The organism is Citrobacter sp. 506, assembly GCF_050434985.1.
Lineage (GTDB): Bacteria > Pseudomonadota > Gammaproteobacteria > Enterobacterales > Enterobacteriaceae > Citrobacter > Citrobacter braakii.
This window is the reverse complement of sequence record NZ_JBNDJN010000001.1, coordinates 903,807-921,338: the sequence shown is the minus strand read 5'-3', so window position 1 is coordinate 921,338 and position 17,532 is coordinate 903,807. Positions and strand designations below refer to the sequence as shown.

The 17,532-nt window shown below is 49.7% G+C and carries 18 protein-coding genes; 11 read left to right on the top strand and 7 right to left on the bottom strand.

Features of this window, described 5'->3' with window-relative positions:
- Positions 1-99: 99 nt before the first annotated feature.
- Both cor and ABIE10_RS04610 read left to right on the top strand, forming a co-directional pair.
- Positions 100-330: a phage exclusion lipoprotein Cor gene (gene cor / locus ABIE10_RS04615; RefSeq protein WP_429154876.1), complete on the top strand. Its 231-nt coding sequence runs from the start codon at positions 100-102 to the stop codon at positions 328-330.
- A 64-nt stretch (positions 331-394) separates the two neighbouring features.
- A complete protein-coding gene (locus tag ABIE10_RS04610; RefSeq protein ID WP_429154874.1) occupies positions 395-1,654 on the top strand; it encodes a tail fiber domain-containing protein in 1,260 nt (419 codons plus the stop codon).
- A gap of 113 nt (positions 1,655-1,767) precedes the next feature.
- Here the strand turns inward: ABIE10_RS04610 and ABIE10_RS04605 are convergent, their stop codons facing one another.
- Positions 1,768-2,010, bottom strand: coding sequence for a DinI family protein (locus ABIE10_RS04605; protein WP_429154872.1), 243 nt, complete (start codon positions 2,008-2,010; stop codon positions 1,768-1,770).
- A 77-nt stretch (positions 2,011-2,087) separates the two neighbouring features.
- On the opposite strand from ABIE10_RS04605, the gene ABIE10_RS04600 reads away from it, so the two are divergent.
- Positions 2,088-2,507: a translesion error-prone DNA polymerase V autoproteolytic subunit gene (locus ABIE10_RS04600; RefSeq protein ID WP_287119254.1), complete on the top strand. Its 420-nt coding sequence runs from the start codon at positions 2,088-2,090 to the stop codon at positions 2,505-2,507.
- A gap of 2 nt (positions 2,508-2,509) precedes the next feature.
- Complete coding sequence (locus tag ABIE10_RS04595; protein WP_429154871.1) at positions 2,510-3,778, top strand: Y-family DNA polymerase; 1,269 nt, start codon at positions 2,510-2,512, stop codon at positions 3,776-3,778.
- Here the strand turns inward: ABIE10_RS04595 and ABIE10_RS04590 are convergent.
- On the bottom strand, positions 3,771-4,442 hold the full coding sequence (locus tag ABIE10_RS04590) for an SOS response-associated peptidase (protein WP_429154869.1): 672 nt from the start codon (positions 4,440-4,442) through the stop codon (positions 3,771-3,773). The two genes, ABIE10_RS04595 and ABIE10_RS04590, sit on opposite strands and share 8 nt — an antisense overlap.
- Before the next feature lie 685 nt (positions 4,443-5,127).
- Here ABIE10_RS04590 and ABIE10_RS04585 point away from each other — a divergent pair.
- From ABIE10_RS04585 to pphA, 3 genes are all read left to right on the top strand, one after another.
- Positions 5,128-5,250: a GIY-YIG nuclease family protein gene (locus ABIE10_RS04585; RefSeq protein WP_429154868.1), complete on the top strand. Its 123-nt coding sequence runs from the start codon at positions 5,128-5,130 to the stop codon at positions 5,248-5,250.
- Entirely contained in the window at positions 5,235-5,957 is a 723-nt protein-coding gene (locus tag ABIE10_RS04580; protein WP_429154866.1) for a GIY-YIG nuclease family protein, read from the top strand. Before ABIE10_RS04585 ends, ABIE10_RS04580 begins: the two co-directional genes overlap by 16 nt.
- Before the next feature lie 90 nt (positions 5,958-6,047).
- Positions 6,048-6,689 (top strand): protein-serine/threonine phosphatase, encoded by a 642-nt coding sequence (gene pphA, locus ABIE10_RS04575; RefSeq protein ID WP_429154864.1) that lies wholly within the window; start codon positions 6,048-6,050, stop codon positions 6,687-6,689.
- Here the strand turns inward: pphA and ABIE10_RS04570 are convergent, their stop codons facing one another.
- The 5 genes from ABIE10_RS04570 to yebS all read right to left on the bottom strand — a co-directional run bounded on the left by ABIE10_RS04570 (position 6,690) and on the right by yebS (position 12,711).
- Positions 6,690-6,881: a YebW family protein gene (locus ABIE10_RS04570; RefSeq protein WP_016152779.1), complete on the bottom strand. Its 192-nt coding sequence runs from the start codon at positions 6,879-6,881 to the stop codon at positions 6,690-6,692.
- 102 nt (positions 6,882-6,983) lie between these two features.
- Positions 6,984-7,220, bottom strand: a complete 237-nt coding sequence (locus ABIE10_RS04565) for a YebV family protein (RefSeq protein WP_029139506.1) — start codon at positions 7,218-7,220, stop codon at positions 6,984-6,986.
- Between the two features lie 100 nt (positions 7,221-7,320).
- A complete protein-coding gene (rsmF, locus tag ABIE10_RS04560; protein WP_227021106.1) occupies positions 7,321-8,742 on the bottom strand; it encodes a 16S rRNA (cytosine(1407)-C(5))-methyltransferase RsmF in 1,422 nt (473 codons plus the stop codon).
- Positions 8,743-8,825: 83 nt separating this feature from the next.
- Positions 8,826-11,459, bottom strand: a complete 2,634-nt coding sequence (locus tag ABIE10_RS04555) for a PqiB family protein (RefSeq protein ID WP_047498962.1) — start codon at positions 11,457-11,459, stop codon at positions 8,826-8,828.
- Positions 11,428-12,711: a membrane integrity lipid transport subunit YebS gene (gene yebS / locus ABIE10_RS04550; RefSeq protein ID WP_016152782.1), complete on the bottom strand. Its 1,284-nt coding sequence runs from the start codon at positions 12,709-12,711 to the stop codon at positions 11,428-11,430. Before yebS ends, ABIE10_RS04555 begins: the two co-directional genes overlap by 32 nt.
- Before the next feature lie 128 nt (positions 12,712-12,839).
- On the opposite strand from yebS, the gene ABIE10_RS04545 reads away from it, so the two are divergent.
- The 4 genes from ABIE10_RS04545 to htpX all read left to right on the top strand — a co-directional run bounded on the left by ABIE10_RS04545 (position 12,840) and on the right by htpX (position 17,262).
- Complete coding sequence (locus ABIE10_RS04545) at positions 12,840-13,337, top strand: GAF domain-containing protein (protein ID WP_016152783.1); 498 nt, start codon at positions 12,840-12,842, stop codon at positions 13,335-13,337.
- A gap of 96 nt (positions 13,338-13,433) precedes the next feature.
- Positions 13,434-14,120, top strand: coding sequence for an RNA chaperone ProQ (proQ, locus tag ABIE10_RS04540; RefSeq protein WP_003833781.1), 687 nt, complete (start codon positions 13,434-13,436; stop codon positions 14,118-14,120).
- 19 nt (positions 14,121-14,139) lie between these two features.
- A complete protein-coding gene (prc, locus tag ABIE10_RS04535) occupies positions 14,140-16,188 on the top strand; it encodes a carboxy terminal-processing peptidase (RefSeq protein ID WP_046276431.1) in 2,049 nt (682 codons plus the stop codon).
- 192 nt (positions 16,189-16,380) lie between these two features.
- Entirely contained in the window at positions 16,381-17,262 is an 882-nt protein-coding gene (htpX, locus tag ABIE10_RS04530) for a protease HtpX (RefSeq protein WP_003034964.1), read from the top strand.
- Positions 17,263-17,532: the final 270 nt, after the last annotated feature.

Here is a 17,532-nt window from a genome sequence, read left to right as displayed (position 1 = left end):
TTTAAACGATCAATATATTTTAAATGATCTGCTAAATCTATTATCTATTGTTGCCCGCTATTGGTATTTTGAATATGAATAACTACAGCGAGTAACAATATGAGAATTATATTAATCGTTCTTGCATTTTTATCATTAGTAGCATGTTCCGGTACTATCGAAAAGAAATCACCCTTATGTTCAGCAACGGCGATGATCGGCAATCAGCAAGCAGACGTGTCCATTTACGGGATCCGTAAAGTTGCAAACCAGACACAATATCAGGCCGGTTATCCGTTTAACTGGAGGTGGGTCAGCATAACGAACTTCACCAGTACAACGTGTCAGTAACCTAATTATCAATGACTAACCCTGCTACGGCAGGTTTTTTATTATCTGAATTCAGGAGAAATCCATGTCAGCAGGAACATTAATCCTGACGAATAACTCTGCTGCTGTAGCCGGCAGCGGAACCGCATTCACTACAGAACTGGCGGCCGGTGATTTTATTGTCGTTACGGTCGGTGGTATTCCTTACACCCTTCCGGTTAAGACCGTTAACAGCAATACATCAATGACGCTGGTGAGTAACTTCACAGGGCCAACTCAATCAGGTGCTGCGTGGTATGCGATCCCTCGTATCGCTATGAATCTGGTCACCGCAGCTGTAGTAACACAAGCTGCTGAAGCGCTGCGTGGGCTGAACTACGACAAGCAAAACTGGCAACAGGTGTTTAGTGCCTCTGGAATGATAACGGTGAAGCTGCCTGATGGCTCGAGCTTTCCTGGGCCGTCATGGAAATATCTGGCGGAAAACGTTGTTAACAAAAGCTCATCGAATACCTTTTCAGATGAAAACATATTCACTAAAGCAGGGGCTTGTATAACGCTACTAAACACCCTGTCAAATACAAGCTATATCCGGTTCAGGGATGCAACAAACAATGTCGATCTGGCTTTTTTAGGCCGTGGAACGGTAAACAGTGATGTTGTATCTCTTTACGGGCTTAAGGGTAATAACAGCTTTGACCTGAGAGGGGATGGCACCAACTACATCAGAGGAGCAACGACGTTCAATGCCCAGATAACGGCAGATGGTGGAATGGTTGCGCGCGGTGGTGGGGCAACGATAAAAACACAGGGGAGTCAGGCCGCCGGCTCCTATATCCGGTTTGAAGATGCGTCCGGTAATCAGTATGGATTTGTTGGTAATCCGTCGAATAGTCCCGGGGCGTTATCGTTCTATAATTTTTCAAATAACAACAGTTTTGAACTGCGGCAGGATGGTACGAACTTTGTGCGCGGGAATACAACGTTTAACGGCAGCGTGACCTGCGTGAGCCTTACTCAAACGTCTGACCGCGACCTGAAGGAAATGATAGAGCCCATAGAAGACCCGCTGGAAAAAATCAGTTTGCTGACAGGGGTTACTTTTCGCTGGAAAGATAATGAGTATCCATCTGCCGGGGTAATCGCTCAGGACGTTATGAGTGTGCTTCCTGAGGTGATTGCATGTGCAGAGGATGATGATGGTAACCGGCACCTTGCCGTTGAGTACTCAGGTCTGGTTGGGTTGTGTATCGAGGCGATTAAGGCGCAACAAAAACAGATAGAATCTTTGGAGGCATTAATCGTAGGTAGCGCTTCAGGCATCGTTAACGGTAATGGCGCGTGAAGACAGGGCTGCCGCAACTACATCGTATGCAAGGGCATAGTTGCGGCAGGCTGATGATCGTCCGACAGTACGCGTGATCATCAGCCAGTACAGATTCATGATAAACATTACACTCAATCTGAAACCAGCCACATATCAGCCTCTTCAAACATTTCCTGAACAGTTCGGCTTATCTGTTCCTTCTCATGCTTGCTGGCGTCAGTGTTGATCGCCGGCAGTGTCATCATCGGTTTTACCCGGACATCAGCACCAGGGAAGACCCGGTGAACCCTCTTACTCAACTCGCCCAGAATGATATCTTTTGCACCGGGCAGACCATCAAAATTCCTTTTGTCATAAACGAGTTCCACGAACATGCTTTAACTCCTCTTTACTGTGTATAACGTCAGTATATACTGTATGTATAAACAGTATCAATGTGAGAGAGTTTATTATGATGTTTTATTCACCAGCAGAGCTTCGCCAGATAGTTGGGATCCCCTTGTTCAGCGATCTTGTTCCCTGTGGCTTTCCATCTCCGGCGCAGGACTACGTTGAAAAGCGTATTGATTTAAATGAACTGTTAGTGAAACACCCCAGCGCAACATATTTTGTGAAATCGTCCGGCGATTCCATGAATGGGGCGGGCATAAGTAATGGTGATTTGTTGGTGGTCGATCGATCAAGAAAGGCTGCGCATGGAGATATCGTTATCGCTGCTGTAGACGGGGAGTTCACTGTTAAACGTCTGCAATTGCACCCGAGCGTCATGCTTGTTCCTGAAAACAGTGCGTATGCGGCCATTATGATAAACAGCGAAGACACGCTGGATATCTTTGGCGTTGTGACGTTTATCGTTAAAACGGCAAGCTGAACATGTTTGCTCTGGTTGATGTGAACTCGTTTTATGCCAGTTGTGAGACTGCGTTCCGGCCAGATCTGAAAGGAAGGCCGGTTGTGGTTCTCTCAAACAACGATGGCTGTGTTATTGCCCGTAACGCTGAAGCCAAAACGGTTGGTGTGAAAATGGGGGATCCGTATTTTAAGCAGAAGGACTTATTCCGTCGATATGGCGTGGTTTGTTTCAGCAGCAATTATGAACTGTATGCGGATATGTCCAGCAGGGTAATGTTCACGCTGGAGGCGTTGTCGCCACGCTGCGAAATTTATTCGATAGACGAGGCATTCTGTGATCTTGCTGGTGTAAGGAATTGTCGTGTTCTGGAGGATTTTGGGCGGGAATTAAAAGATGCTGTTTATCAAAATACGGGGCTGGCGGTTGGCGTTGGTATTGCCCAGACAAAGACTCTGGCGAAACTGGCGAATCATGCCGCCAAAAAATGGCAGAGACAAACGGGTGGGGTGGTGGACTTATCTAACCTGGATCGCCAGCGCAAATTGATGGCTGCACTTACGGTTGATGAGGTCTGGGGAGTAGGGCGCCGTATCAGCAAAAAGCTGGAGGCAATGGGGATTAAGACGGTTCTGGATCTGGCTGATACTGATATTCGTTTTATCCGGAAGCACTTCAATGTTGTCCTCGAGAGAACGGTGCGCGAACTGCGCGGCGAACCCTGTCTTGAACTGGAGGAATTTGCCCCCGTAAAACAGGAAATTGTCTGTTCCAGATCATTCGGGGAACGTATTACGGATTATGACGCTATGCGACAGGCCATCTGCACCTACGCGTCGCGCGCCGCAGAAAAGTTACGTGGAGAGCATCAGTATTGCCGCTTCATATCAACTTTTGTCAAAACGTCACCCTTTGCGTTGAACGAACCGTACTACGGTAACAGCGCGTCGGTGAAGCTGCTCACCCCGACACAGGACAGCCGGGATATCATTGCAGCAGCGACGCGGAGTCTGGACGCTATCTGGAAAGACGGGCACAGATATCAGAAAGCCGGGGTAATGCTAGGAGACTTCTTCAGTCAGGGCATCGCCCAGTTGAATCTGTTCGATGATAATGCGCCGCGCCGGGGTAGTGAGAAATTGATGGAAATTCTGGATCACCTGAATGCGAAGGAAGGAAAGGGGGCGCTTTATTTCGCCGGACAGGGGATACAGCAACAATGGGCGATGAAGAGAGAGATGCTGTCACCACGATACACGACCCGCTATGAGGACCTGCTTCAGGTTAAGTAACAGGCTTAATTAAATCTGCTCCCTGATTTTTCACATTCCCGACGGCGCGCGTTACGGCATGCCATATAAATTTATCAGCCGGCACGACACCGTCGGCTGCAATTTCCGCTGCTTCTTTCCCTCCAACATCCTGCCTCATCCATTCGCGCGCGGCTTCCGGTAGCAGTACCAACGGTCGTCTGTCGTGAATATCAACCAGTCCTTTGTCAGCTGCAGCTGTAACTATCAGGAAACCTTCTGCTTCATCTCCACGTTCAAATGGTGTGCTGCCGATCGCCGCCAGAAAAATTGTCTGACCGTCTGCCCGGTGAATAAAGTAGGGTTGCTTTTTGTCACCTTCCTTTTTCCATTCAAACCATCCATCAGCAAAGCAAATTGCGCGACCATGTTGCCAGAGTGGTTTAAACATTCTGCTGGTGGCCGCAGTTTCATAGCGTGCGTTAATTAGCGGTGGTTTATCCCACCATCCGGGGGCGTATCCCCAGATAACTGGATCAAGATGGAGTTTATCGTCACGTTCACTAAGAAGCAGAACTTTGGTGCCTGGCGCGACGTTAAAACGTCCGATGGGTTCCGGGTCATATGGAATGTCTCGTTCGACTTCTTCAGCGAGAAGGGCAAGATAGTATTCACGCGTCATCGACTGTGAAAAACGTCCACACATAGAAACCTCCAGCCATATGTCAGACTGAAAGTATAGGGCAGGAAGAAAAAGTGGTGCGCACCGGTAATGATTTAAAAAGGAGCTTGTAAGGTAAACCGGAATGATGGTTTTGTTAATTGATGAATTCTTAAAAATGGGTAGACGCTGGATCAATGCGATCCCGAATTTTTCCCGACGACACCACGAAACCAATAGCAACTGATTGATCTTGAATGGGTGCAATAGTAAGTATTATGAGGTGTTTTTTAGTGATTTTTTGGTGTTAACTTATTGAAGTTTAATGGTTATTGCGTTTTGAATTGTAAACAGGAATCGTATTCGGTCTCTTTTTATGTACTTTAAAAACCAAAAGGTTAGAAAGCACGGTGCCAAAACACACGAAATTCTTTGTGCGGCATTTTATGCCTGCTACAACAATCTAAACATTTTTGTCCCCATATCCAAGTACTTTTCTGTCATTTTTCACTTTGGTCTTGAACTCGGTGCTATCTGTATCCCTTTATGCAAATGTTCTCGTAGCGTGGCAGATGGATATGACTTAAATGTTGTACTATTGAAAATGACAGTATATTAATTTGTTCATAGCCATGGGGATATCGGATAAAGTTAATTGGTAATAATCTAAGGATTATGATTTATTATGAGCGGATTATAGCGATAAAATTATTAAAGATGGAATGGATATATGAATGACTCAGATGGTTATGTTTATATTTTAAAGAATGATGCCTATCAGGATAATCTTTTTAAGATAGGGTTTACAAAGAACATGCCTGAGCATCGGGCTAGCAATTGTTTAATGGGGTGACCGGTGTTCCACTACCATTCGATGTGGTTATGGCATGTAAAGTAGGAAATTATCGGGAAGCAGAAAAGAATATTCATCTTCGCTTAAAACCTTATAGAGTAAACCATAGAAGAGAGTTTTTTGAACTACCAATAGAAATTTGCAGTAAGGTAGTTCTAGATGAATGTAATAAGATAAATGAACGACTTAATTTCAATTGTATTAATCCTATAATATTGGTGGAAAAGAAAGAGATCGCTATTGAAATTGAAAAGTATAATGAGTCTAACTTTTTGATATCTATGAAAGATATTCTTATGCAAGAAAAATATAATTCTAAATTAAATAGCGAGCAAAAAGATAGAATCGAAATATTGATGCTTGTATTAGCTGAAGTGTTCCCTAACGATCTTGTGGGTTGGTATGATGGATTTATGAAAGACCATGATCCGGAAAAAGAAATACAAATTTGGGAATCGTTAGTTAAGGCTTTTTGTAAAGCCAAGCGTTATTATGAATTCAATGCATATAAACAAGAAGTTTTTAATAGCCTGCTTCTACGGACCATTAATGATAAATCGTTTGTCATGAAAGCTATGGCTTCATCGGAGGTTCCTCATGACTTACTTTCACGAATACTTGACTGTTACGATTTAAAGCCAACACCACTTGTCGTTATTACAGCGAATGGGATTAAAATGGATGCCCGATTACATATCCATAAATAATTATGTCTCGGATATAAATAGAAACATCCCCGCCTTTCTGATGTATTTGCTAAAATTAAAGTTGCATGAGAACTGTGTACAGGAGGTCAAATGGGACTGCCTGACAATGCTTATCAAAGAGTGGAAGCGACGCGCTGGCGACATGTTTGGGTGATTGGGGATATCCACGGTTGCTTCTCATTATTGATGGCGAAATTGCGCCTGTGTCATTTTGATCCGTGGCAGGACCTGCTGGTTTCAGTGGGGGATGTTATCGATCGCGGGCCTGACAGTCTGCGTTGCCTGAAACTACTGCGTAAACGCTGGATTATCGCGGTCAGAGGGAATCATGAACAGATGGGGCTGGACGCGCTGGCAACCGGGGAGCAATTCCTGTGGTTTATGAATGGCGGTTCGTGGTTTGCGCAGGCGGAGCAGCCAGCGGCGACAGCCGCTCTTGAAACGTGTCGGCAATTACCCTGGATTCTGGAGCTGCGTTGCCAGAACGGCATACACGTTATTGCTCACGCAGATTACCCTGATGATAATTATCAGTGGCAAAAAGAGGTCGATTTACAGCGGGTACTGTGGGATCGCACAAGGCTGATGAATAAAGGCAACGGCATTCGCGGCGCGGATCACTTTTGGTTTGGTCATACGCCTCTGCGTCAGCGGGTGGATCACGAGAATCTGCACTATATTGATACCGGTGCGGTGTTTGGCGGCGAGTTAACGCTGGTGCAACTGCAATAATCAAAAATCGCTGTATTCCTGGGCCGGACGCCAGAAGCTGTCGATGTAGTCATCCGCGGGTAAACATCCGCCGTTACGAATACGCTGATCGTCCATCGATATCAGGCACTGCTGCTCAGTTTTGTAGACATCAACAACGATATCTTCACAACCGCCACCCAGGTAGCACACAAAAAGAACCAGCGTGAACATTCCATCCTCAAATGGTAAAGCCATAGCTGTAGTGTAGAAGATGTTGATAGATGAGGGAAATTAACCAAGAAATAACCCGTCTGGCGACGGGTTCTTTTTGAATCAGGCAAGGCGCATGATCCAGGCATCTGACTTACGATCGTAGTGCTCGCGAAATAGAACTGAATGTTCTCCGTTAAGAAGAGCCGGGACGCTGGTGTCGGCATCCCAGGCATCAAGTTGCATGCATAAATCCGGATCGGATTTACACGGAATGGTTAACGTTCGGTCCCCTGGCGATTCGCCATGTAACTCGGCGTCGTCGATTTCAAAAGCGCCAATGCGCACACTGGTTTTCATCATCGTGCTCTCCGTTTATTTGCTGGTTGTGGTACGACCAGTTAGGTCGTCCATTTTTCAGCGTAGTCAACGTTAGCAAAAGCGCCAGTAAAAACGTGCGTTATCCTGTAAAGAGTTTGCCATCCCGGACAAGATCACGCGGGTAGCTATTCTTTAATCGCGATCCAATACGTTTCGCCAGGCCAATCGGCTGATGCTGGAACGTAACCAGCACATCGTCGGTGGTCGGTGCGGTCTGCGGGTAGACATCCCGACCGCGGTACCACTCTTCGGCTTCGGCAAGGGTCAGTTCAAACGCATGGCTGTGATTTGTGCTGGCGAGAGCAATGACGGCTTCATGCTGCCAGCGGTACCCTTTATTGTGCGTTTCAGCGAGTTTGATGCCGAGTCGGGAAAAGCGGACTTTGCCGATCAGGGGTTCAATCTCAGTTGGGAATAGCCAAATCTCTTTATCACGCTGCCACAGGCGCAGAGTGTCTTCCCACTGCAATCCACAGGCGTTAGCGGCCTGAGTGACAAGCGCGGATTCACGTCCTTTAAGCGGGCTGAACGGGAAGTTACCGACTTTGTATTTTGGCGTCGGTAGTGCAGGGATCTCGGCAGTTTTGCGCAGACGCGCGACGAAAAAACCTTCACAATCGTAGATCTGCGGGAACACATGCAGGAATCCTTCCGGGGTCAGGGCGCGTTCAGCCTGCGGGAATAAATCGCCCAGTGGTAAAAACTCGACGGCGTCCGGGTAGGTCTCAATCAGCCACTGCATAATGTCTTCATTTTCGTCACGGTTCAGCGTGCAGGTTGAGTAAACCAACGTGCCGCCAGGACGCAAGGCATGAAAGGCGCTGTCGAGAAGTTCGCGCTGGGTTGCGGCAATTTCCAGATTACTTTCTGGCGACCAGTTTTTTAGCGCATCGGGATCTTTACGCACCACGCCTTCACCGGAACACGGCGCGTCCAGCAAAATGGCATCGAAGGCTTCTGGCAACGCTGCGCCAAATACCCGCCCGTCAAAATGGGTTAGCGCGACATTGGCTATCCCGCATCGGCTGATATTGGCATGCAGGACTTTGACGCGACTGGCGGAAAACTCATTCGCCAGAATCGCACCCTGATTTTTCATTTTTGCGGCAATTTGCGTGGTTTTGGAGCCGGGGGCTGCCGCGACATCCATCACGCGATCCGGGGTATTGCCATCGGCAAACAGCGCGGCTACCGGCAGCATTGAGCTGGCTTCCTGAATATAAAACAGGCCGCTTAAATGTTCCGCGGTACTGCCGAGCGGTACTGACTTTTCATCATCGCGTTCGATCCAGAAACCTTCAGCGCACCAGGGTATCGGAGTGAGCGACCAGTTGTAAGGTGCAGTCAGAGTGAGGAAATCGGCAACGGAGATTTTCAGCGTATTGACGCGGATGCTGCGACGAAGCGGACGCTGGCAGGCAGCGAGAAAATCATCAAATGAGAGCGTGGAAGGCATTGCTTCACGCATTTGGTTTAGAAAGGCGTCGGGAAAATAAGCCACTTGGTACCACCGGCAAAAAAACAGGTGCGCAGTGTAGCATAAGTGCTCCGGCGCGAGTATGTACGCCGGAGCAAGGGGAGAGATTAACGTGGCAGGGCGGTTCCCCATTCACGCCACTCTTTTGGTTCGCTTTCGAGCAGCAGGAAGTGTTTACCTGCCTGCGCTTTCGGGGCCAGCGGCGTACCCGGTGGCGTAGCGAAGGCGATTCCGCCGCGAATGAACTGATTGAAGGTACCGGTCTTCACGACGCCGCCGGTCAAACCAAAGTCGAGATTGTATCCGGATGCCAGCCAGAACACGGAGTTGTTCCGCACCAGATGCTGATAGCGCTGGCTAATGCGCATCGCCACCATCACGCGGTCAGAAAGCGAGCCCAGCGTCAGCCCGGTGACGGTCCCCACTTCAATGCCTCTGAACAGGACCGGCGTACCGATATTCAGCGAACCTGCTTCCGGCGCTTCTACCACAATACTTAGACCATCGAGGTAACGAGAGTCGGTAATGGTGGCTTCCTGCAGTTCAAAATCACGGCGCGGGTTACCGCGTCCTGGTTCAACGTTAATATACGGCTGTAAGATCGTATCCAGATGCTCGACGCCTGCCGCTGAGATTTGCGGTGTGATCACGGAGAAGCGGGTACCGCTACGGGCAAAAGTCTGCACGTATTCCGGATACAGAACCGCTTTTGCCTGAACTTCGTTACGGGCGGTGATCAGCTCAAGCGTCTGGATCTGGCCGATATCTATCCCCAGGTAACGAATTGGCATGCCGGCCGCGAGTTTACCGGCATCGAACGCGTGCAGGGTTATCTGGCCGCCCACCGCACGCGCGGCGGTTTCGGAAGCATACAGAATACGCTTGTCGCCTTTGCGTTGGCTGGCGCTGGCGCCGCTGAGGTTATCGAAGCTAATCGCCCCTTTGAGCGCTCGCGACAGGGGAGATGCCTGTACGGTCAATCCGCTACCGTTAAGCTGAACCTTTGCCCCGCCTTCGGCCCAGAATACGCTGTTACTGGTCAGCAGGTTGCGATATTCCGGTTTGATATGCAGATCGATATCAAACGCATCGGCGCGTGGGCGAACGCTAATCACTTCACCGACCTCGAATTTGCGGTATAACACCACCGAACCGGCCTGCACATCAGGCAGCGTTTCGGCGCTCAGGCTGAGCGTGGTAGTTGGCAGATCGCTCAGGCTGTTTTCAATCGCTTTTTCCAGGTTGGCATACAGCGGGTAGCTTTTTTTCATTTCACCCCTGGTACCGGGCAAAATACGAATGCCGCCGCTGAGCCATTCGCTGGCGCTGGCGCCTAGGAATTCCACGCCATCAAGCCCGACCTTGACGTCAACGCGGCTGTTGACCACGAACTTACTGTCACCTTGCACCAGGGCGCGATGCTGTGGTTCGATGGCAACGGTAAATGAAACACCTTTGCCAGAGAGCGTGCGATCAATCACCTGACCGACCTGTACGCCGTGAAGAATCAGCGGCTGACCGGCATCAATACCGTAACTCTCCGGCGCGGTCAGCGTAAGCGTCATGACGCCCGGATCGTGTAACAACGACTTCTCAGCAGGAATAACCGCAAACTGGTTACGCGGCTCGCCCTCGCCAGGTACCAGCTCGAAAGTTTTGCCCGTCAGTAGCGAACTGATATTTGCATCGTTTAACGATAATTTAGGGCTGTGTAATTCAATCCGCGTATTGTCGCGCAGCAGCGTTACGACGCTGGGATCGACCGTCATTTCGCCGGTCACTTTACCGCCTGGATTTAAATCCAGTTTGGTCAGTTGCCCGACTTCTAATCCTTGATACATCAGCGACGTTGAGCCGGCCTTGAGTCCATCGCCGCTGGGTAACTCAAGCTTGACGATCACTCCCCGCTGGCTGTGCGCGAGATCCTGATACAAACCAAACGTGTCATCGGCCACCGCGGGTTTAGAGTCTTCGGGCGAATCAAAAGCAATGGCGCCATTGACCAGCGCCGCCAGACTCTCCAGCTTGATTTTCGCTCCGCTGAGGCTGACATCCGCATTCACACCGGACACGTTCCAGAAACGGCTGCCTTTTTTCACCAGGTTGGTAAAGCGACGCTCGATCAGCACGTCGATGGTTACGCCCTGATGATTTGGGTTGATGGTGTAGTCATACACCCGGCCCACCGGAATCTTGCGGAAATAAACCAGCGAACCGCTATTGAGCGACCCGAGGTCAGGGGCGCGCAGGTGCAGCATCAAATCGCCATTATCCAGACGATATTTGGGCTGCGTATCGAGGGCGACGAAATGATCTTCCGGCTCGCCGGTTCCGGGCATCATGCCGATATAGTTGCCGCCAACCAACGCATCCAGACCAGAAACCCCCGCCAGCGACGCTTTCGGTGTGACCAACCAGAACTGGGTATCTTTGCGCAGAGCATCTTTCATGGTCGATTTGATGCTGACGCGCACTTCAATTTTGCGTAGATCTTCGCTGAGGTTGATATCCTGCACGGTGCCCACTTCAACGCCCTGATAACGAACGGGAGTACGGCCCGGTACAATGCCGTCAGCAGACATAAAGTCAATGGTTACGGTATTGCCGCGATCTTCATAGCTTCCCCAGATAAGCCATCCTGCAATCATCAGCGCGATGAACGGCAGCAGCCAGAACGGAGAGATACGGCGTTTAGTTTTAATCTGCGCTTCAGTCTGCGAAGCGGGCGTTTCCTGACTCATGTGCATCCCAAAGTAAGCGGCTGTCCAGCCATTCCACAGCAAGAATAGTCAATATTACCGCTGCGCCGAAATAAAACGCAGCTGGCCCCATAGTAAAAGCAAGTATCTGATCGCGATTAATCAGCGACATGGTTAAAGCGATAACAAAGAGATCCAGCATCGACCAGCGACCAATCCAGGTCACCATACGCAGCAGTTTGATGCGGGTACGCAATCCTTGCTCACATCTAAAATGGATGCTGATGAGCAACGTAAACATCACAATCACTTTGGTGAATGGCACCAGAATACTGGCGATAAAAACAATCGCCGCCACGCCGACGTTGCTGTTCGCCAGGGACATTATGCCTGACAGGATCGTGTCTTCCTGGCGGCCACCATTGACATAAATTACCGAGATAGGCAGCAGATTAGCAGGCAAAAGCAGGACGATCGAGGCCAGCAGAGCAGCCCAACACTTTTGGATACTTTGATTCCTGCGCCAGCGTAACGGGATATGACAGCGAGGGCAGCGACCTCGGGCGTCCGGATAACCTGTAAAGTGGCAACCGAGGCAGACGCGAAGTTTTTCATCGGGCCGACGGGCTGGTCTTTGCGGATAGAAACGGTCCCAAAGCTGCTCAACGTTAAGGTGCGACAGCGTCAAAACACTGAGGATCACCAGCGCAATAAAAGCAAACAGACCCACACCGGGTTGCAAAAAAGCATAGTCCTGAACTTTGATTGATGCGACGCCAATGCCCACCAGATAGATATCAAGCATCACCCACTCTTTGAGCCTTTCCAGCATCAGCAGCACTGGGCGCAGGTTCATCCCAAGAATATTGCCAAACCACAGATAAGCGATTGAGGTTACGAGAATGATGGGCGCGCCGGCAACGCAAAAGAGTACAAAGGATGCGGTGAGTGGGTCGCCTTGTCGGGTCATTTGCCAGATGCCTTGCAGCACATTGGCGTCAATGCGCACACCTAATAAATAGATGTGCAGGAGCGGTTCTCCCCAGGCAAAGGGCATCAGCAGCAGCATGGTGAAAGCCATAGCCGCCAGTCGTGTTAATGACCAGTCGCGTCCGTCACGAATTTTTGCCTGACAGCGTGGGCAAAATGCACTTTGATGCGAACGCATTTTAGGCAAGCTAAAGATCAGGTCACATTCAGGGCAACGATGGTAATGCGCACGAGGGAGTGCATCACCAATGGACCTGATGGCTATTTTTTTAGTCGGCGTGATGCGTGGTGTCGTTAAGGCCATGTATCGCGAATCAAATTGTTGAAGTAATGTTATCTTAACTCATGACGGGAATGATCTTGAGCATTAACGCATTTAATGTTTATTTTAGTAGGCTGCAGCTTTAAGTAAGACAACTAAGTGATTACATAATGAACAAAACAGAGCTATACACGGATCTGAACCGTGACTTTCAGGCATTAATGGCAGGTGAAACCAGTTTTCTGGCAACGCTGGCAAATACCAGCGCGTTGTTGTACGAACGTCTTGCAGAAGTGAACTGGGCCGGTTTTTATCTGCTCGAAAACGATACGCTGGTGCTGGGGCCTTTCCAGGGAAAAATCGCCTGCGTGCGGATCCCAGTAGGACGCGGGGTGTGTGGGACCGCAGTAGCGCAGAACCAGGTTCAGCGCATTGAGGACGTTCATGCTTTTGACGGACACATCGCATGTGATGCCGCCAGCAACGCTGAAATCGTCCTGCCAATCACCGTCGAAAATCAGATAATCGGCGTGCTGGATATCGATAGCACGGCGTTTGGCCGCTTTACTGACGAGGATGAACAGGGGCTGCGAACGCTGGTGGCACAGCTTGAAACCGTGCTTGCAACGACGGATTACAAAAAATTCTTTGCGCGCGTCGCAGGATAATCAACGGATAACGTAGCAATTACTGATGACGTCATTATAATGTCGCCTGTTCATGCCTGCGCTTGTTGGCTACGTCCGTTGTAATCAGGAAATTTCATGGAAAATCAACCTAAGTTGAATAGCAGTAAAGAAGTCATCGCGTTTCTGGCCGAACGCTTCCCGCAGTGTTTTAGTGCGGAAGGCGAAGCGCGCCCACTGAAAATTGGCATTTTTCAGGATCTGGTAGAGCGTGTTGAGGGCGAAATGAACCTCAGCAAGACGCAGCTCCGCTCTGCCTTACGTCTCTATACTTCAAGCTGGCGCTATCTGTATGGCGTTAAATTGGGCGCAACGCGTGTTGATCTCGACGGCAACCCTTGTGGTGAGCTGGATGAGCAGCACGTTGAACATGCTCGCAAACAGCTGGAAGAAGCTAAAGCCCGCGTTCAGGCGCAACGTGCAGAGCAACAGGCGAAAAAACGCGAAGCAGCCGCTGCTGCCGGTGAAAAAGAAGACGCACCGCGTCGCGAGCGTAAGCCGCGTCCTGCACCGCGTCGTAAAGAAGGCGCTGAGCGTAAACCTCGCGCTGAGAAACCAGCAGCAAAAGCACCGCGTGCTCCTCGTGAAGAACAGCATACCCCGGTATCTGATATTTCAGTACTGACGGTAGGGCAGTCTCTGAAGGTGAAAGCAGGTAATAATGCGATGGATGCCACCGTATTAGAAATCACCAAAGATGGCGTCCGTGTACAGCTGAATTCGGGTATGTCTTTGATTGTACGCGCAGAACACCTGGTGTTCTGAAACGGAGGCCAGGCCTGGCATGAACACTTTTTTTAGGCTTACTGCGTTAGCTGGTCTGCTTGCATTAGCAGGCCAGGCACTTGCTGTGGAAGACATCACGCGTGCCGATCAAATCCCCGTTTTAAAGGAAGAAACCCAGCATGCGACGGTAAGTGAACGTGTGACATCGCGTTTTACGCGTTCGCACTATCGCCAGTTCGATCTGGATCAGGCGTTTTCGGCAAAAATTTTTGATCGCTATTTGAATCTGCTCGACTACAGCCACAACGTGCTGTTGGCGAGCGATATCGAACAGTATGCAAAAAAGAAAACGGTCCTCGGCGATGAACTGCGTACCGGCAAGCTGGATGTCTTTTACGATCTCTATAATCTGGCGCAAAAACGCCGATTTGAACGTTATCAGTACGCGTTAAGCGTACTGGCACGTCCAATGGATTTCACCGGTACCGACACCTTTAACCTCGACCGAAGCAAAGCGCCATGGCCGAAGAGCGAAGCAGAGCTTAACGCGCTGTGGGACGGCAAGGTTAAATTTGACGAACTCAGCCTGAAGCTGACCGGCAAAACCGATGCGGAAATTCGTGAAACGCTGACGCGTCGCTACAAGTTTGCGATTCGTCGTCTGGCGCAGACCAACAGCGAAGATGTGTTCTCTCTGGCGATGACGGCTTTCGCCCGTGAGATCGACCCGCATACTAATTATCTCTCTCCACGCAATACCGAACAGTTCAATACTGAAATGAGCCTGTCTCTGGAAGGTATTGGCGCGGTTTTGCAAATGGATGATGACTACACCGTCATTAACTCCATGGTGGCGGGCGGCCCGGCAGCCAAGAGCAAAGCAATAAGCGTTGGTGACCGTATTGTCGGCGTGGGTCAGACCGGTAAGGGAATGGTCGACGTGATTGGCTGGCGTCTGGATGACGTTGTTGCGCTGATCAAAGGACCCAAAGGCAGCAAAGTTCGCCTTGAAATCCTGCCTGCCGGTAAAGGAACCAAGACGCGCACCGTCACGTTAACGCGTGAACGTATTCGTCTCGAAGACCGCGCCGTGAAAATGTCCGTGAAAACCGTTGGCAAAGAAAAAGTCGGCGTACTGGATATCCCTGGCTTCTATGTTGGCCTGACAGATGATGTCAAAGTTCAGTTGCAGAAGCTGGAAAAACAGAACGTCAGCAGCGTCATTATCGATCTGCGTACTAACGGTGGCGGCGCGCTGACCGAAGCCGTTTCGCTTTCCGGTCTGTTCATTCCTTCCGGCCCGGTGGTTCAGGTTCGTGACAATAACGGTAAAGTGCGTGAAGACAGCGATACCGACGGCGTTGTGTACTACAAAGGCCCGCTGGTAGTGTTAGTCGATCGCTTCAGTGCTTCGGCATCAGAGATTTTTGCTGCGGCAATGCAGGATTATGGTCGTGCGCTGATCGTTGGTGAACCGACTTTCGGGAAAGGCACTGTACAGCAGTATCGCTCTCTGAACCGTATTTATGATCAGATGCTGCGTCCGGAATGGCCGGCGCTGGGTTCTGTTCAGTATACGATCCAGAAATTCTACCGTGTAAACGGTGGCAGTACGCAGCGTAAGGGCGTTACGCCGGACATCATCATGCCGACAGGTAATGAAGAAACAGAAACCGGTGAGAAGTTTGAAGATAACGCGCTGCCGTGGGATAGCATTGATGCTGCGACTTACACCAAATCAGAGAATCTGACGCCGTTCGGACCTGAATTGTTAAAAGAGCACAATGCACGTATTGCCAACGATCCTGAGTTCCAGTACATCATGAAGGATATTGCGCGTTTCAATGCGATGAAGGATAAACGCAACATCGCTTCTCTCAATTACGCTCAGCGTGAGAAAGAGAATAACGAAGATGACGCAATGCGTCTGGCGCGTATCAACGATCGGTTTAAGCGAGAAGGTAAGCCGCCGCTGAAGAAACTGGACGATTTACCGAAGGATTACCAGGAGCCAGATCCCTACCTGGATGAAACGGTAAAAATTGCGCTTGACCTGGCGCATCTTGAAAAAGAAAAGCCAGCGGAACAGCCCGCAACCAGTAAATAACCTCCAACAGGCACAAGAAATTGTGCCTGTTTTTTTAACAAACGCATGAAGACGTCAGTGTGATACGATAAAATGTAAAGTTGTGTCTTTCTGGTGACTTAGCACCTATGGATGCTTGAAAATAGCCATAAGACCCATACGATATGGGTAATCGCATAGTGCGTTTTGTTAAATTGAGGTTAAAAGAAAATTATGATGCGAATCGCGCTCTTCCTGCTGACGAACCTGGCTGTGATGGTCGTTTTCGGGCTGGTATTGAGCCTGACAGGGATTCAGTCAAGCAGCGTTCAAGGCTTGTTGATCATGGCACTGCTGTTTGGTTTTGGTGGTTCCTTCATTTCGCTGCTGATGTCCAAATGGATGGCGTTAAAATCCGTTGGTGGGGAAGTGATCGAACAGCCTCGCAATGAAAGAGAACGCTGGCTGATGAATACGGTAGCGAATCAGGCTCGCCAGGCTGGGATCGCTATGCCGCAGGTTGCAATCTACCATGCGCCAGATATTAACGCGTTTGCTACCGGTGCGCGCCGGGATGCTTCGCTGGTGGCTGTGAGTACAGGCCTGTTGCAAAACATGAGCCCGGACGAAGCCGAAGCCGTTATCGCGCATGAAATCAGCCACATTGCTAATGGCGATATGGTTACCATGACGCTCATTCAGGGTGTGGTGAACACCTTCGTTATCTTTATCTCACGTATTCTGGCACAAATTGCCGCTGGCTTTATGGGCGGAAACCGCGATGAGGGTGAGGGCAGTAACGGCAACCCATTGATCTACTTCGCAGTGGCGACGGTGCTGGAACTGGTGTTTGGTATTCTGGCGAGCATTATTACCATGTGGTTCTCACGTCATCGTGAATTCCATGCGGATGCCGGTTCAGCAAAACTGGTGGGGCGTGAGAAAATGATCGCCGCGCTGCAGCGTCTGAAAACCAGCTATGAGCCGCAGGAAGCGACCAGCATGATGGCGTTCTGCATCAACGGTAAATCCAAGTCGTTGAGTGAGCTGTTTATGACTCACCCGCCGTTGGATAAACGTATTGAAGCGCTGCGCAGCGGAGAGTATTTGAAGTAAGTTAATGACTGTCACGGGGCACCCGTTGCTCCGTGACTCATAAAACATAATGGCTATTTAAAGCTATCGATTAAAGCCTCGCCCAGATTATTCTGTCCCAGTTCAGCTTTACCTCTCATTCCGCCATTTTTCTCTGCCGGGGACGAAAATATTCCTTGTCGCTTTATCTCTGGTGAAAAACATTAGAGCCCCGCTGGCTGGCAAAAAGAACAGTGCCAGGCTTTTGATGATACCCAGTGATAGACGGGCTATCATTGACAGCCCGTCTGG

What these genes read in the sequence shown, in the direction of transcription:
- cor (WP_429154876.1), top strand. Translation starts at nt 100, where the DNA reads ATGAGAATTATATTAATCGTTCTTGCATTTTTATCATTAGTAGCATGT.
- ABIE10_RS04610 (WP_429154874.1), top strand. Translation starts at nt 395, where the DNA reads ATGTCAGCAGGAACATTAATCCTGACGAATAACTCTGCTGCTGTAGCC.
- ABIE10_RS04605 (WP_429154872.1), bottom strand. Translation starts at nt 2,010, where the DNA reads ATGTTCGTGGAACTCGTTTATGACAAAAGGAATTTTGATGGTCTGCCC.
- ABIE10_RS04600 (WP_287119254.1), top strand. Translation starts at nt 2,088, where the DNA reads ATGATGTTTTATTCACCAGCAGAGCTTCGCCAGATAGTTGGGATCCCC.
- ABIE10_RS04595 (WP_429154871.1), top strand. Translation starts at nt 2,510, where the DNA reads ATGTTTGCTCTGGTTGATGTGAACTCGTTTTATGCCAGTTGTGAGACT.
- ABIE10_RS04590 (WP_429154869.1), bottom strand. Translation starts at nt 4,442, where the DNA reads ATGTGTGGACGTTTTTCACAGTCGATGACGCGTGAATACTATCTTGCC.
- ABIE10_RS04585 (WP_429154868.1), top strand. Translation starts at nt 5,128, where the DNA reads ATGAATGACTCAGATGGTTATGTTTATATTTTAAAGAATGATGCCTAT.
- pphA (WP_429154864.1), top strand. Translation starts at nt 6,048, where the DNA reads ATGGGACTGCCTGACAATGCTTATCAAAGAGTGGAAGCGACGCGCTGG.
- ABIE10_RS04570 (WP_016152779.1), bottom strand. Translation starts at nt 6,881, where the DNA reads ATGTTCACGCTGGTTCTTTTTGTGTGCTACCTGGGTGGCGGTTGTGAA.
- ABIE10_RS04565 (WP_029139506.1), bottom strand. Translation starts at nt 7,220, where the DNA reads ATGAAAACCAGTGTGCGCATTGGCGCTTTTGAAATCGACGACGCCGAG.
- ABIE10_RS04555 (WP_047498962.1), bottom strand. Translation starts at nt 11,459, where the DNA reads ATGAGTCAGGAAACGCCCGCTTCGCAGACTGAAGCGCAGATTAAAACT.
- yebS (WP_016152782.1), bottom strand. Translation starts at nt 12,711, where the DNA reads ATGGCCTTAACGACACCACGCATCACGCCGACTAAAAAAATAGCCATC.
- ABIE10_RS04545 (WP_016152783.1), top strand. Translation starts at nt 12,840, where the DNA reads ATGAACAAAACAGAGCTATACACGGATCTGAACCGTGACTTTCAGGCA.
- proQ (WP_003833781.1), top strand. Translation starts at nt 13,434, where the DNA reads ATGGAAAATCAACCTAAGTTGAATAGCAGTAAAGAAGTCATCGCGTTT.
- prc (WP_046276431.1), top strand. Translation starts at nt 14,140, where the DNA reads ATGAACACTTTTTTTAGGCTTACTGCGTTAGCTGGTCTGCTTGCATTA.
- htpX (WP_003034964.1), top strand. Translation starts at nt 16,381, where the DNA reads ATGATGCGAATCGCGCTCTTCCTGCTGACGAACCTGGCTGTGATGGTC.